Origin of the sequence: Streptomyces sp. NPDC058001, assembly GCF_042886315.1 — a bacterium.
In the GTDB taxonomy this organism is placed as follows: Bacteria; Actinomycetota; Actinomycetes; order Streptomycetales; family Streptomycetaceae; genus Streptomyces.
Genome location: NZ_JBHVQT010000001.1, coordinates 611,970 through 627,066 on the forward strand (window position 1 = coordinate 611,970; position 15,097 = coordinate 627,066).

At 71.1% G+C, this 15,097-nt stretch carries 13 protein-coding genes; 11 read left to right on the forward strand and 2 right to left on the reverse strand.

Annotated features, from left to right (window positions below; genetic code table 11):
• Window positions 1-79 precede the first annotated feature (79 nt).
• The 5 genes from ACFVT5_RS02895 (at window position 80) to ACFVT5_RS02915 (ending at window position 4,768) form a co-directional block, all read left to right on the forward strand.
• Window positions 80-1,189: a sugar kinase gene (locus tag ACFVT5_RS02895; protein ID WP_389880998.1), complete on the forward strand. Its 1,110-nt coding sequence runs from the start codon at window positions 80-82 to the stop codon at window positions 1,187-1,189.
• A complete protein-coding gene (locus ACFVT5_RS02900) occupies window positions 1,186-1,962 on the forward strand; it encodes an IclR family transcriptional regulator (RefSeq protein WP_389880714.1) in 777 nt (258 codons plus the stop codon). Before ACFVT5_RS02895 ends, ACFVT5_RS02900 begins: the two co-directional genes overlap by 4 nt.
• Window positions 1,959-2,399: a RidA family protein gene (locus ACFVT5_RS02905; RefSeq protein ID WP_389880715.1), complete on the forward strand. Its 441-nt coding sequence runs from the start codon at window positions 1,959-1,961 to the stop codon at window positions 2,397-2,399. Before ACFVT5_RS02900 ends, ACFVT5_RS02905 begins: the two co-directional genes overlap by 4 nt.
• 101 nt (window positions 2,400-2,500) lie before the next feature.
• The gene (locus ACFVT5_RS02910; RefSeq protein WP_389880717.1) at window positions 2,501-3,979 is read left to right on the forward strand and encodes a GntP family permease; all 1,479 of its coding nucleotides are present in this window, start codon (window positions 2,501-2,503) and stop codon (window positions 3,977-3,979) included.
• 168 nt (window positions 3,980-4,147) lie between these two features.
• The gene (locus ACFVT5_RS02915; protein ID WP_389880719.1) at window positions 4,148-4,768 is read left to right on the forward strand and encodes a hypothetical protein; all 621 of its coding nucleotides are present in this window, start codon (window positions 4,148-4,150) and stop codon (window positions 4,766-4,768) included.
• A gap of 38 nt (window positions 4,769-4,806) precedes the next feature.
• Here the strand turns inward: ACFVT5_RS02915 and ACFVT5_RS02920 are convergent, their stop codons facing one another.
• Window positions 4,807-6,141, reverse strand: coding sequence for a M14 family metallopeptidase (locus tag ACFVT5_RS02920; RefSeq protein ID WP_389880721.1), 1,335 nt, complete (start codon window positions 6,139-6,141; stop codon window positions 4,807-4,809).
• A gap of 254 nt (window positions 6,142-6,395) precedes the next feature.
• Complete coding sequence (locus ACFVT5_RS02925; RefSeq protein ID WP_389880723.1) at window positions 6,396-8,120, reverse strand: chitinase; 1,725 nt, start codon at window positions 8,118-8,120, stop codon at window positions 6,396-6,398.
• A 381-nt stretch (window positions 8,121-8,501) separates the two neighbouring features.
• Here ACFVT5_RS02925 and ACFVT5_RS02930 point away from each other — a divergent pair, with 381 nt between their 5' ends.
• From ACFVT5_RS02930 to ACFVT5_RS02955, 6 genes are all read left to right on the forward strand, one after another.
• Complete coding sequence (locus ACFVT5_RS02930; protein ID WP_389880724.1) at window positions 8,502-9,668, forward strand: hypothetical protein; 1,167 nt, start codon at window positions 8,502-8,504, stop codon at window positions 9,666-9,668.
• 100 nt (window positions 9,669-9,768) lie between these two features.
• Window positions 9,769-10,476 (forward strand): Flp pilus assembly protein CpaB, encoded by a 708-nt coding sequence (gene cpaB / locus ACFVT5_RS02935; RefSeq protein ID WP_389880726.1) that lies wholly within the window; start codon window positions 9,769-9,771, stop codon window positions 10,474-10,476.
• Between the two features lie 180 nt (window positions 10,477-10,656).
• On the forward strand, window positions 10,657-12,258 hold the full coding sequence (locus ACFVT5_RS02940) for a CpaE family protein (RefSeq protein WP_389880728.1): 1,602 nt from the start codon (window positions 10,657-10,659) through the stop codon (window positions 12,256-12,258).
• The gene (locus tag ACFVT5_RS02945) at window positions 12,255-12,683 is read left to right on the forward strand and encodes a TadE family protein (RefSeq protein WP_389880730.1); all 429 of its coding nucleotides are present in this window, start codon (window positions 12,255-12,257) and stop codon (window positions 12,681-12,683) included. Before ACFVT5_RS02940 ends, ACFVT5_RS02945 begins: the two co-directional genes overlap by 4 nt.
• 5 nt (window positions 12,684-12,688) lie before the next feature.
• Window positions 12,689-14,032 (forward strand): CpaF family protein, encoded by a 1,344-nt coding sequence (locus ACFVT5_RS02950; protein WP_389880732.1) that lies wholly within the window; start codon window positions 12,689-12,691, stop codon window positions 14,030-14,032.
• Window positions 14,033-14,150: 118 nt separating this feature from the next.
• The gene (locus ACFVT5_RS02955) at window positions 14,151-15,092 is read left to right on the forward strand and encodes a type II secretion system F family protein (protein ID WP_389880734.1); all 942 of its coding nucleotides are present in this window, start codon (window positions 14,151-14,153) and stop codon (window positions 15,090-15,092) included.
• Window positions 15,093-15,097: the final 5 nt, after the last annotated feature.

Here is a 15,097-nt window from a genome sequence, read left to right on the forward strand (position 1 = left end):
CCCAGCGGACGCCGGGTCAACGGAGCCGGGCGCCTCCCGGCGACGGGAACCAGCGAGGAGCCAGACTGCCGTGACCGCCGTGACCGCACCCGGAACCACCGCCGGAGCCACCGCCGATGTCGAGGCCGACGTCGTCGCGCTCGGCGAGTCCATGGTCACCTTTCTGCCCACCCGGCCGGGCCGCCTCGCCGACGTACCCTCCTTCGAGCGCGGCATCGGCGGCGCCGAGTCCAATGTCGCCTGCGGCCTCGCCCGCGCCGGACACCGCGCCCGCTGGGTCAGCCGGGTCGGCACCGACGGCTTCGGCACCCACCTGGTCGAGGAGATCGCCTCGTACGGGGTTGACACGAGCGCCGTCCGCCGCGACCCGCACCGGCCCACCGGCGTCTATTTCCGTACGGCGGGGGAACGGCCGACTGAACCGGCCGGCTCCGAGCCCGCCACCCCCGGCCCCGGCGGCCCCCCACCCCTCGCCGAGGTCGTCTACTACCGCGCCGGTTCCGCCGCGTCCGCCATGTCCCCCGACACCGTCGACCTCGCAGCCGTCCTCTCCGGGCGCGTCCTGCACCTCTCCGGCATCACCGCCGCGCTCTCCGCCGACTGCCTCGCCCTGCTCCGCGCCCTCACCGCGCCCCGCCCCGGCCGCCCCCTCGTCTCCTTCGACGTCAACTACCGCGTCAGCCTCTGGCGCGACCCGGCCGCGGCCGGCGAGATCCTGCTCGGCCTGGCCCGCGCGAGCGACCTCGTCTTCGTCGGCGAGGACGAGGCCCGCGCCGCCTGGGGCATCACCGGCGGCCCCGCCGCGATCCGCGCGGCCCTGCCCGAACCCCGCCTCCTCGTCGTCAAGCAGGGCGCCCACGGCGCCACCGCCTTCGACGCCGCCGCCACCGTCACCTCCGTACCCGCCCTCCGCGTCGACGTCGTCGTACCGGTCGGCGCCGGGGACGCCTTCGCCGCCGGATTCCTCTCCGCCACCCTGCGCGGCCTCCCCGTACGCGACCGGCTGCGCCACGGCCATCTGATGGCCGCCGCCGCGCTCACCGTCCCCGGCGACCTCGGCACCCCGCCCGCCCGCGACCACGCCGACCGCCTGGCCGCACTCGACGACACCGCGTGGGGGACACTTCGACTCGGCCCCGGCTGGACAGAGGCAGCCCGGAGTGCCGACGAGGAGGTACGTACGCCATGAGCCAGACCGTCGACCGCGCGCTGTCCATCCTGCCGCTGCTCGCCGAGGGACCCGCCGACCTCGGCCAGGTCGCCGAACGCCTCGGGGTGCACAAGTCGACCGCGCTGCGGCTGCTGCGCACCCTCCACGAACACGGCCTCGTCTACCGCCAGTCCGACCAGCGCTACCGGCTCGGCGCCCGCCTCTTCGCGCTCGCCCAGGAAGCCGTCGAGAACCTCGACGTCCGCGAGATCGCCCACCCGCACCTCCTCGCCCTGAACGAGAAGTGCGGCCACACCGTCCACCTCGCGGTCTACGAGGAGAACGAGGTCCTCTACATCGACAAGGTGGAGAGCCGCTATCCGGTACGGATGTACTCGCGGATCGGCAAGCCCGTCGCCCTCACCGTCGCCGCCGTCGCCAAGCTGCTCCTCGCCGACCTCCCCGAGGCCGAGCGCCGCGCCCTCGCGGACAAGCTCGACTACCCCCTGTACACAGCCCGTTCGACACCGAACGCCGCCGCCTTCCTCAAGGAGCTGGCGACCGTACGCGAACAGGGCTGGGCCACCGACCTCGGTGGCCACGAGGAGTCCATCAACTGCGTCGGCGCCCCCATCCGCGGCGCGGACGGCCGGGTCGTCGCCGCCATGTCGGTGTCCGCGCCGAACGTCGTCGTCACCGCCGAGGAACTCCTCACCCTGCTGCCGCTGGTACGCCGTACCGCCGACGCCATCAGCCGCGAGTACTCCGGCAGCACACCCGCCCCGCCCAGTGAACCGAAGGACCGTCCATGACCGACCAGACCGGCACCGAGACGACCGGCGCCGAGAAGATCGCCCTCACGCCCGCCACGCACACCGTGCCGCCCGCGAAGTTCTCGCACGGCGTCCGCAAGGGGAACATCCTCCAGGTCGCCGGGCAGGTCGGGTTCCTGCCGGCCGTCGAGGGGCAGCCGTCGACGCCCGCCGGGCCGACCCTGCGCGAGCAGACCCTCCAGACCTTCGCCAACGTCAAGGCGATCCTCGAAGAGGGCGGCGCGACCTGGGACGACGTGATGATGACACGCGTCTACCTCACGGACGTGGACCACTTCGCGGAGATGAACGAGATCTACAACGCGTACTTCGAGGAGCAGGGGCTGACGGCCCCCGCCTCCGCCCGTACGACCGTGTACGTCGGGCTGCCCAAGGGTCTCCTCATCGAGATCGACGCCCTGGCCGTCCTGGGCTGACGCCCCTCCCCGCCCGCCCGAACACGGCGCGGTGTCCCTTCCCGGGGCGCCGTGCCGCGATCCCCCCTGCCCGAAAGCCCCACTGATTGCCGAGGCCCCCCATGTCCCTCCTCCTCGCCGCAACACCCGCCGCCGAGACCCCACCCCACACCGGCGGTCTGCTCGCCCTCATATCCGGCACCGCCGGACTGCTGACCGTCGCCGCGCTCGGCATCCTGCTGCTGCTCTTCCTGATCATCAAGGTCAGGCTCCAGCCGTTCGTCGCGCTGCTCGCCGTCTCCATAGCCGTCGGCCTCGCGGCCGGACTCTCCGTCACCGAACTCTTCGGCACCGTCCAGAAGTCGGACGCCGTCTCGCTCATCGAGAGCGGCATGGGCGGCATCCTCGGCCATGTCGCCATCATCATCGGCCTCGGTACCATGCTCGGCGCGATCCTCGAAGTGTCGGGCGGCGCCGAGGTGTTGGCGTCCCGGCTGCTCAACCTCTTCGGCGAGCGCCGCGCCCCGCTCGCCATGGGCCTCACCGGCCTCATCTTCGGCATCCCGGTCTTCTTCGACGTCGGCATCTTCGTCCTCGCACCGATCGTCTACGCGGCGGCCAAACGCTCCGGCAAGTCGATCCTGCTGTACTGCATGCCGCTGCTCGCGGGTCTGTCGATGACACACGCGTTCCTGCCGCCGCACCCCGGCCCCGTCGCCGCCGCCGCACTGCTCGACGTCGACCTCGGCTGGGTCATCCTCATGGGCGTCGTCTGCGGTCTGCCCGCCGTCGTCGTGGCGTGGGGGTACTCCGCGTGGATCGGCAGGCGGCTGTTCGTCGCCGTACCGCAGGACATGGTCGAGGCCGCCGACGAGGCCAAGAAGGCCGTCGCCGACGAGCAGCGCGCCGAGGGAGTGACGCCCCGCGAGAAGCCCGTACCGCTCGGAGTGGTCCTCGCCATCATCGGTACGCCGCTGCTCCTGATCCTCCTCGCCACCTTCTCGTCCATCGCCCTCGACCCGTCGACGCTCCGCTCGGTCGTCGAGTTCTTCGGGCACCCCTTCGTCGCCCTGACGATCGCGCTGCTCCTCGCGTACTGGCTGCTCGGGCTGCGCCGCGGATGGTCCCGCAAGTCCCTGGAGACGGTGTCCACTTCGTCCCTGAAGCCGGTCGGCAACATCCTGCTGGTCGTCGGCGCGGGCGGGATCTTCGGTGCCGTGCTGAAGGGCAGCGGGGTCGCGCAGGCGCTTTCGGACACCTTCAGCGATGTCGGTCTGCCGATCATCGTCCTTGCGTATCTGATCTCGCTGGTGCTGCGGGTCGCCCAGGGCTCCGCGACCGTCGCGATCGTCACGACCGCCGGGATCGTGCTGCCGCTCCTGGAGAACGGCGGCCACTCGCAGGCGTTCGTCGCCCTCGTCATCATGGCCATCTCGGCGGGCTCCATCTTCGCCTCGCACGTCAACGACGGCGGGTTCTGGATGGTGGCCAAGTACTTCGGCATCAGCGAGCGCGACACGCTCAAGTCGTGGACGGTTCTTGAGTCGGTTCTGTCGGTGGCCGGTTTCGCGATGGCGGCGCTGTTGAGCCTGTTCGTCTGAGCGGCCGGGGCCCGTCGTACCTGCTTCTTCGGGGGACTCGGGCCGCCTCGGGCCGGGCTTGGGCCGGGCTTTACTTCGGCCTGGTCCGGCCTTTACCGGACAGCCGGGGGCGCCGAATGTCCACCCCGGTCCTGCGCGTCACAGGATCGTCGGCCATACTGCGGTGCCGTGGAGCAGCCCATAGGCAAGAACCCCTCGCTCGTCGACGCCGCCGCGCTCGATCCGGCGCACGTCCCCGGCCTCGTGACGTCCTCGGCCGGCGTTACGGCCGCCAAGGCCCCGGCACCGAAGGCTCAGGAAACTGAGCGGTCGGAGCCGGAGCCGACGGAACCGGAGGTACCGGCCGAGCCGGATGAACCGGTGGCGGAGACCGACGTACCGGAGTCGGAGCCCGAAACCGATGCCGAGCCCGAAGCCGATGCCGATACCGATGCCGAATCCGGCAAGGCGGTGGACGGCGACGACGACGCTGACGATGAAGGCACCGCTGACGCCGATGCCGATGCCGACGACCCCGTCTTCGCCGTCTCCGACCGCCGAGGTTCGATCACGGTGGACCGGGACGGCGTACGGTTCGAACTGGACGACCAGACCGCCGAATGGCGGTGGGACGAGATCGGCGCGGTCGAGTACGAGACGCCCCGGTTCGGGAAGCGGTTCACCGTCCTCGTCCACACGCCGGACCGACGCTGGTACCCCAACGAGGTCGAGGCACCGGCGCGTTCCGACCTCAAGGAGTGGACGGCACGCCTGGACAAGGCGCTGGACGCGTGGTTCGAGGACGAGTGACCTGTGCCGGCTGACCGCCGACCTGTGTGCGCTACGGACTACGGGGTCGCGCAGTACTGCTGCTGCTTCCCGATGGACCGGTACATGCAGTCGGCGTTCTCCAGGAGTTGCAGGACGGCGTCCCGGTTGCGGCTGGTCTCCCGCTCGATGACCTCGTCGGGCGGGTAGAAGCCGCCGCCGCCGGACGACGACGGATACATCTCGAAGGTGTAGCCGAAGATCTTCTGGTTGCCCCACAGCCAGTCGTCGATCGAGCCGTCGGTGATGTACAGGTCGCTGGACTGCTGCGCCGTGTAGCCGTTGCTGGCGGCCATCTTGCGCCCGACGGCGGCGAACGCGTCCCGGTCGTCCTGGGTGAGCTCGGCGGCCGTGTCGCTGTACGTGTAGCCGAAGGGCCACAGGACGAGTTCGCTGTAGGTGTGGAAGTCGATGCCGGCGGTGATCTGCTGCTTGCCGCCGACGACCCGGGACCGTACGAAGTCGGCGACGACCTTTACCTCCGGCGCCGACTCGGCGGCGGGTCCGCGGTAGGTCTCGGAGCCGGTGGAGCCCGAAGAGCCGCCGCAGCAGCCGAACTTGAAGTTCCAGTTGCGGTTGAGGTCGGTGCCGACATTGGTGGTACCGGTGTTGGGCTGGCGGTTCTTGCGCCAACTCCGGTACGCGCCGGTGGCGATGTCGTACTCGCCGCCGTCCGGGTTGAGGTCGGGGACGATCCAGATCTCACGGGAGTTGACGGTGTTGGTGATACGCGAGTCGGAGCCGTAGCCCGCGCCGAGTTCGCGGAGCAGGTAGAGCGCCATCTCGACGGTGAGGTGCTCACGGGCGTGCTGATGGAAGGTGAACAGCACCTCGGGCTCGTTCTCGTCGGTGGCGACGTTGTCGCTGACCTTGATGGCGACGATGTCGCGGCCCTGGTACGACTTGCCGATGACGCGCTTGCTCATCAGGCTGGGGTACTGCCGGAGCCGCTGGTCGATCTCGGCGTTCATCTCCGCGTAGTTGTGGTACCGCGAGTCGGCGGAGGGAAAGTCGAAGGGTGTGGCCGCCGCGCCCCGGCTCCGGTCGGGCGCGGCACCGAGCGGCTGGACGTCGTACCCGAGGGCCCGCAGCTTGTCGGCCTGCGCCTTGCGCCCCGACACAACGACACTCTCGGCGTCGGCCTCGTCGAGGGAGACACCGGTGGCGGCGATGGCGGTCCGCTCGGAGGCACTGGACGGCCCCTGGATCTCGTACTGCCGTATCTCCTCGGCCGGAGCGGGCGCACCGGCACCGGCACTGTTGCTGGTCGCGGTGGCAGTGATGGGTGCCGCGAGCGCGGCGGCCAGCACGACGGCGAGCGTCACCGACCGTCTGCCACGAAAGCGTGATCGCATGAGATCTCCTGATGGGAGGTGGGGGGTCACCCGGCCGGTACGGGGTGATCACCGGCGGGGTGCGATGCGATGGAGCGATGTGATGGCTGTGCTTCGCCTGTGCGTTCCCTGTGCGGGAAGCCACGGGGTGGCGCTCATGGTCGGGGTCCCGCGTGGGCGCGTCAAGGGAGGTACTTCGGCCATGCCCGGCAACGCAACAGCGCCGCCGGGGGAGCGGCGGCGCTGTTGGTGGGGGTGTCGGGTGTGGTTACGGGTTACGGGAGGGCGTGGACGTGGGCTCCCACACCGTTGGACCAGACGTTGCCGGCGGTGGCGTCCCAGTTGGTGGACCAGGTCATCGCGCCGCGCAGGTCCGGGTACGTCCGCGACGGCTTGAACGTGCCGCAGTTGGTGCCCTTGGTGAGGCAGTCGAGGGCGTTGTTCACGATCGTCGGGGAGACATAGCCGCTGCCCGCCGCGCGGCTCGACGCGGGGAGGCCGAGGCCGACCTGGGACGGGGCGAGGCCGCCCTCCAGCTGGATGCAGGCAAGGGCGGTGAGGAAGTCCACCGAGCCCTGGCCGTACACCTTGCCGTCGCAGCCGAGCATCGTGCCGCTGTTGTAGTACTGCATGTTGACGACGGTCAGGATGTCCTTGATGTTGAGCGCCGTCTTGAAGTACTCGTTCGACGTCGACTGCATGTCGATCGTCTGCGGGGCCATGGTGATGATCAGCGACGAGCCCACCTTGGACGACAGTGAGCGCAGTGCCTGGGTCATGTACGTCGCGTTGAGGCCGTTCTCCAGGTCGATGTCGACCCCGTCGAATCCGTAGGTCTGCATCACCGAGTAGACGGAGTTGGCGAAGTTCGTCGCCGAAGCGGCGTCGTTCACGCGGACGGTGCCGGTCTCGCCGCCGACGGAGATGATGACCTTCTTGCCCGCCGCCTTCTTCGCCGCGACATCGGCCTTGAACTGGTCGACGGTGTAGCCGCCGAGGCCCGCCGAGTCCAGGTTGAACGTCACCGTGCCCGGTGTGGCGGTCGCGTCGGCGAAGGCCACCGCGATGATGTCGTACTGGGACTGGACCTGCGAGAGGCGCTGGACCGTCGCGCCGTTGTTGAAGTTCTGCCAGTAGCCCGTCACGGCGTGCTTCGGGACGACCCCGCCGCCCCCGCCGCCGGTGGCCGTCCGCCCGGTCACGGCCGCCGACTTCGGCGACTCACCGGCCGCGTTCGTCGCGGTGACCTGGAAGGAGTACGACGTGTCCGCCGCGAGCCCGGTCACCGTCGCCGACGTACCCGACACGGCCAGGACCTTCGTACCGTCGCGATAGACGTTGTAACCCGTCGCGCCCGACACCGTGTTCCAGGAGAGGGAGACGGAGGAGGAGGTCGTCGTGCCCACTGCCGGGGTCGCGGGGGCCGCCGGGATCGTCGGGGTCGGGTCACCGCCACCGCCGCCGTCCGGGCCGAACACCGAGATGTCGTCGGCGTAGTACGCGGCCGTCCCGTACCAGCCGTGCGTGTACAGCGTCACGGACGTCGTGGACGCGCCCGTCGTGAACGTCGTCGACAACTGCTTCCACGAGGCGGAGTCGGGCGTCCACGTCGACACGTCCGTGGTGCCGGTGCCGCTCGCGCCGAGATAGGCGTAACCGCCCTGCACCCAGGCGCTGACCGTGTACGTGGAGCTGGGCTTCACGGCGACCGTCTGGGAGCACTTGGCGTTGTCCTGCCCGGCGGGCGTCGCCTTCAGCGCGGCCGAACCGCCGTGCACGGGCGAGGAAACGGTCGCGCCGCTGTTCGCGGAACACGTCCAGTTGGCGAGACCCGACTCGAAGCCGGCGTTCTTGGCGTTGTTGACGTCCGCTGCCGCGGCGTCCGTGGCGAGTCCGGTGAGCGTGAGCGCGGACGCGGCGAGGACGGCGGCCAGCGCACCGGCCCAGGTTCTTCTGGCTCTGCCGGTGACTCTGCCGGACAGGGTGGATCGGCGGTCCATTACGGCCTCCGTGGGGGTGACGAACGGGGCAACTCCCGCGTGGGGCACGGGAACACCTCGGGGGGCATCAGCGAGTGCGGCAACGTGCGGAACGGTGGCCACCGTTGGCGTACAAGCTGGTCCAGACCAATTCGGTTGTCAAGACCTCTGACGGCACTCACAGCCGTCAACCCGCCCCTCCCGCAGGGGAGTTGCCGATCACGCGCCGGGCCCCCGGTTCACGCTGTGTTGATCAGCTTCCTACCGGCGGTGAGGTCATCTGATGAGATCGGGTGTTGAGCGGGCCACACCGTGGATATGGTGCAGATGCAGGAGGACGTCACAGTGGCGATGCGAGGCGGTCGTTGACCACGCCGCCAGAAGGATTCGGGGGTGTGCCGCGTGCCGACCGCCATAGCCGTCACGAGCCCGGACCTCGTGCTGCCCTCACCGGACCGGCACACGCCGTCCGCGGCCGTACTCCAGTCCGCCGTACGGGCCGACCGCGCCGCCGACCGCAAGGGCGCCGCCACCAAGGCGAACCCGCGGGCCGCCGCCAAGGCCGCCGACCGCGCCGCCGACCGGGCAGACCGCGCCGTCAAACAGGGCAAGGCGCCCCAGGGTTACACCCTCGACCAGTCACTCGCCGAGATGCACACCCTCATCGAGCACCACGGCTATGTGATCGTCCTGTGCCCCGCGTCCGCGCCCGACGCCGTCGTGCACCGCCTGCACACCGTCCGCTCCGTCCTGGAGAGCGACCGCATAGCCCTGCTCCGGCCCGACCTTCCGCCGCTCGGCCTCGCCGTACTCGCGCTCCAGCTCCGCCAGCTCACCATCTGCGACTTCAGCCCCGGCGTCCTCGCCTCGTCCGCCCGGCTGCTCGCCCACTACATCTACGCCGGCGCCCTCCTCGGCTCCGTCGCCAAGCTCGACCGGGTCCCCGTCGGGCTCAAGGCACACGCCAAGTCCTGGGTGCCCGGCAGCCAGTTCGCGGTCCTCGCGACCCCGCAGCCCGAACTCGTCCGGGTCGCCGGATCCGGCGCCGGAACCCGCGGCGCGGACGGCGCCCACGCCGAACCCGCCCTGTCCGGACCCGCCTTCGCCACCCGCATGTTCACCGCGTCCGGCCAACTCGCCACCGACTGGGTCACCTCCACCCTCGCCCCCGCCTGGCGCGTCCAGGGCGTCACCGAGACCCGGCTGCCCGCCGAGTCCGCGCGCTGGTGGGCCACCGGCCGCATCGTCGAATTCGCCGCGGCCATCCCCGACATCTCCGTCCTCTACCAACTCGTCTCGTCCGTCCGGCGCGAGCGGTGCCACTGGTGCGGTCTCGAACTCATCGGCGACCGCTGCGGGTTCTGCTCAGCGCCCCTCGGCCCACCGCCCGAACGGATCCCCGCCGTCGCCACCCGCCGCGGTGCGACGACACCCACCACCGTCACCGGCGTACGCGGCCCGTCGAACGCCACCCGCGCCCTGCGCGCACCCGCCGCCGACGCCCGCGCACCCGGCCCGCCGAACGCCCCGGCGCCGGCGGCCCGCGCCCTGCCCCCCGGAGTCACCTGACCCGGCCCCGGCGGGAGGATCCGCGCCGACGCCGACGCGGCCCCGCCCACCACCCGTCACCACTCGCCCCCGCCCCCGCCCCGATCGAGGTAGTCCGGCCATGAACTCACGCCAGCGCCGCGGCGTCATCCTGCTGGTTCTCTCGGTGCTGTGCGCCCTCGGCGCCTTCGCCGGAGTCCTCGCGGTGATCCGCGACGTGAACTCCAAGGTCGGCCCGGAGGTCACGGCGTACCGCCTCAAGAGCGACATCGCGCCCTACAAGGAGCTGAACGCCGACCAGTTCGAGAAGATCGAGATGCCCGAACGGTGGCTGTCGACGAACGCCGTCACCAGCCTCGGCCAGATCCGCGGCAAGATCGCCGTCACCCAGCTCCGCAAAGGCTCCCTGCTCCAGACCGACATGATCGTGGCCCGGCCCCAACTCTCGCCCGGCCAGCAGGAGATCGCCATCATGATCGACGCGGCCACCGGAGTCGCCGGGAAGATCACACCCGGCTCCACCGTCAACATCTACGCCACCTTCAAGGCCGCCAACGACAACGGCAAGGACCAGTCCAAGGTCATCGTCGCCAATGCCAAGGTCATCGACGTCGGCAAGCTCACCCCGCTCGACCCGAGCCAGGACAGCCGCAGCCGCCAGACCACCGAGGCCGTGCCGATCACCTTCGCGCTCGACACCGGCGACACCCAGCGCGTCGCCTACGCCGAGTCCTTCGCCACCCATGTCCGGCTCGCCCTCGTCGCCCCCGGCGGCGACGCGACCGTACCGCCCGGCGACCGTACGTACACCCTCGACGAGGACAGGTAGGAGGCGCGGCATGGGTCGTCGCCGTAACGGGCCCGCGCGGACGCGAGGCGGCCCCGGGGGTACGGGAGCGCGCCCGATGGGTACGCGGACGGGTGTGCGAAGTGGCCTGATGGATACGGAACATGGAGCGGTGGGCGGGTCCGGGCTGCCCGGAGCGCCCGGTGCGTCCTGGGGGTCGTCATGAGTGTGCGCGTACTGCCCGCCGTGCCGGACCTGGAGTCCGCGCGCGCCCTCTCCACTCTCCTCAGCCAACTCCCCGACGCCGAACCCGCCCTGCCCGTCGCCGACTCCACCGCCCTCCTCGACACCCTGGGCCGGCTCGCCGCCGAATCCCTCGACGAGGTGCCCGAGGTCGTCCTCGTCCATGAGCGGATCGGGCCGGTGCCCGCGCTCGACCTCATCCGTGAACTCGTGCTCCGCTTCCCGGCGGTCGGCGTCGTCCTCATCACCGCCGACACCAGTACCGGCGTCCTCACCGCCGCCATGGACTCCGGCGCCCGCGGCATCGTCGGCCTCCCTCTCGGATACGACGCGCTGGCCGAGCGGGTGCAGGCGGCGGCGGCCTGGTCCGGCGGGATGCGGCGCCACCTCGGCAGCGGCGGCGACACCCTGTACACGGGCCCCGGTGGGCTCCTCGTCACGGTCACCGGCGCCAAGGGCGGCGTCGGAACCACCCTCACCGCCGTCCAACTCGCCCTCGCCGCGAAGGCGTCCGGGCACAGCGTCGCCGTACTCGACCTGGACCTCCAGTCCGGCGACGTGGCGTCCTACCTCGACGTCCAGTTCCGGCGGTCCGTCGCCGACCTCGCCTCGATCAGCGACATCACCCCCCGGGTCCTCCAGGAGGCCGTGTTCACGCACGAGACCGGGCTCGGACTCCTGCTCGCGCCCGCCGAGGGGGAACGCGGCGAAGAGGTCACCGACCGGGTCGCCCGGCAGGTACTCGCCGCGCTGCGCAGCCGGTACGAGATCGTCGTCGTGGACTGCGGCTCCCAGATGAGCGCCGCCAACGCCGTCGCCGTCGAACTCGCCGACCAGGCCCTCCTGGTGGTCACCCCCGACGTGATCGCGGTCCGCGCGGCCAAGCGGATGGTACGGCTGTGGGACCGGCTCCAGATCCGCAAGGCGGAGGAGACGGTGACCCTGCTCAACCGCAACGCACGCGGTACGGAGATCCAGTCGGCCCTCGTCGAACGGGTCACCGGGACCCGGGTCGCCCGTACCACGGTGCCGTCCCACTTCAAGGAACTCCAGTCCGCCGTGGACGCCGGCCGGATGCAGGACCTGGACAGCCGGTCCACGGTGAAACAGGCGCTGTGGGGACTCGCCGGAGAACTGGGCCTGGTCGCGACGGACGGGCAGCCGGTGCCCGCCTCCGGCCGCCGCAAACGCGCCGCCCTCGACCGCGGGGCCCTCGACCGCGGCGCCGTGACCCTGGAGTTCGCGGGCATGTTCCCGCTGCTGCTCGTCGTGATGGCGATCCTGTGGCAGTGCGCGCTGTGGGGGTACACGTTCTCCCTGGCCGGGAACGCGGCGGACGAGGGCGCCCGCGCTGCCGTCGCCGCGGCGGCGGCCGGGGGCGGAGCGCAGGCCGCCTGCGAGAGCGCCGCCCGCTCCCACCTCCCGAACGCCTGGCAGGACGCCACGGTCACGTGCAGCCCCCAGGGCCTGGTCTGGCGCGCCCAGGTCAGCGCGGACGTCCCGGTGTTCTTCCCCGGCGTGAACACGGGCTGGACGGTCGACGCGAACGCGGGGGCGGCGACTGAGGGGGATGCGCCATGAGGGGCCTGAGGTCCCTGAGGTCACCGGTACGGGGGGAGAGAAGCCTGCTGCGGAGGTTGGCTCGGCGACGGCCCTCCGGGGACCGGGGTGTCAGCATTCTCGAATTTGTCGGGTTTCTGCCCATCCTGCTGTTCATCGGGCTCGCCACCATTCAGCTCGGGCTCGTCGGGTACGCCGTCAGTCAGGCCGGGTCCGGGGCTCGGGCCGCCGCCCGGGTGCAGTCCCAGGGCGAGGACGGCACCGCGGCGGGCCTCGCCGCGATGGACGGCCGCCTGACCGCCGACGTCAATCCCGGCGGCGGCCCCGGCACCGGCGACACCACCACCGCCACGGTCACCGTCCAGGTCCCCCTCCTGCTCCCGTTCGTCGGCTCCGGCTGGGAAGTCGAGCGCAGCGTCACCATGCCCAACGACCGGAGGGAGTGAGGACGATGAGCCTGAGGTCCCGTATCGCCACCCCCGACGAGGGCGGCGGATCCGCACGCGAAGACGGCCACCTCGTCGCCGTCTACCGCGCGAAACTCCTCGAAGAGATCGACCTCGCCGAGATGTCGTCCCTCGCCGCCGCCGAACGCCGCGTACGCCTCGAACGCGTACTCGGCCACCTCATCAGCCGCGAAGGCCCGGTCCTGTCGACCGCCGAACGCACCCAGCTCATCCGCCGCGTCGTGGACGAGGCACTCGGACTCGGCGTCCTCGAACCGTTGCTCGCCGACGCGTCCATCACCGAGATCATGGTCAACGGACCGGATTCCATCTTCGTGGAGCGAGCGGGCCGCGTGGAGCAACTGCCCCTGCGCTTCGCCTCGACCGAACAACTGATGCAGACCATCGAGCGCATCGTCTCCACCGTCAACCGCCGCGTGGACGAGTCCAACCCGATGGTCGACGCCCGCCTCCCCACCGGCGAGCGGGTCAACGTCATCATCCCGCCGCTCTCCCTCACCGGCCCCACCCTCACCATCCGCCGCTTCCCCCGCGCCTACACGCTCCCCGAACTCATCGGCCTCGGCACCCTGGACGAGCAGATGCTGATGCTGCTCTCCGCGTTCGTCCGCGCCCGGTTCAACCTCATCGTCAGCGGCGGCACAGGCTCCGGGAAGACCACCCTGCTCAACGCGCTCTCCGGCCTGATCCCGGCCCGTGAACGCATCATCACCGTCGAGGACTCCGCCGAACTCCAACTCCAGCAGGAACACGTCATCCGCCTGGAGTCCCGGCCCCCGAACGTCGAGGGCAAGGGCCGCATCACCATCCGCGACCTCGTCCGCAACAGCCTCCGGATGCGCCCCGACCGCATCATCGTCGGCGAGGTCCGCGGCGGCGAGACCCTCGACATGCTCCAGGCCATGTCCACCGGACACGACGGCTCCCTCGCCACCGTCCACGCCAACACCGCCGAGGACGCCCTGATGCGCCTCCAGACCCTCGGCTCGATGTCCGAGGTCCAGATCCCCTTCGAGGCACTCAAGGACCAGATCAACTCGGCCGTGGACGTGGTCATCCAGCTCACCCGGCACATCGACGGCTCCCGCAAGATCACCGAGGTCGCCCTGCTCGTCTCGCACGGCCGCGAACAGTTCCGTATCGCCACCGTCTCCCGCTTCGTCCCCCGCCCCGTGGCCGCCGACCGCATCGTCCACGGCCACTTCGAACACCTGCCCCTGCCCCGCCCCGTCGCCGAGAAGCTGTACGGCGCGGGCGAACCGATCCCGCCCGCGTTCGGCGTCGTCGAGAGCCTCGACCTCCTCCCCACCCGGCAGGCCATCGGATGAACCGTCGGATGACCTACCGGAGACGTCAGCGCATGCACCCCACGCACGACTGGATGAACCCGCGCATGCACCCCACGAGCCCGGCGGCACCCGCCGCCACCCCGGCCAGGAGCCCGGCATGAATCACCCCACCCTCCTCGCCCTCGGCGCCACCGTCCTGTGCGGCACCCTCGCCGTCGCCGGCGTACACAGCTACGCCTCAGGGCGCGCCCAGCGCCAGGCCCTCGTGGACCGGCTCTCCGGCACCGGACCGCTCCGTACCGGCACCGGCCGCGTACGCCGCTTCGCCGCCGTCGACCGCAGGCTCCGCCGCACCCGCCTCGGCCGCGCCATCCACCTGCGGCTCTCCGCCACCGGACTCGACCTGACGGCAGGGGAGTTCTTCACCTACGTCACCGCCGTGGTCGTCGCCCTCTGGCTGATCGCGTCCTCGGTACTCGCCCCGTTCTTCGGCCCGATCGCCGGGCTCGTCGGCGTATGGTGCGCCGTGTTCTTCCTCAACTGGCAGCGCCAGAAACGCATCGAGGCGTTCATCAACCAACTCCCCGACGTGGCCCGCCTGCTGGCCAACGCCACCGCCGCCGGACTCGCCCTGCGCACCTCGCTCGCCATGGCCGCCGAGGAACTTGAGGCCCCGGCCGGTGAGGAACTCTCCCTGGTCGCCGACCAGTTGACGATGGGCCGCTCGGTGGACGACGCCCTCGGTGAACTCGCCACCCGCCTCCCGTCCCGTGAGCTGATCGTCCTCGTCACCACCCTCGTCCTCGCCAACAAGGCGGGCGGCACCGTCGTCAGCTCGCTGCGCAACCTCACCCAGACCCTGGAGGACCGCAAGGAGACCCGCCGCGAGATCCGCACCATGCTCTCCGAGGTCAACGCCACCGCCTTCACCGTCCCGCTCCTCGGCCTCGGCTCGCTCCTCCTCGTCAACTCCTCGAACGAAGGAGCCCTCGCCCGGGTCACCGGCTCCCCGGTCGGCCAGGCCCTCGTCCTGATCTCCCTCGGCCTCTACGGCGTCGGATTCATCGTCATCCGCCGCCTCGGCAAGATCGAGGTGTGAGCCGT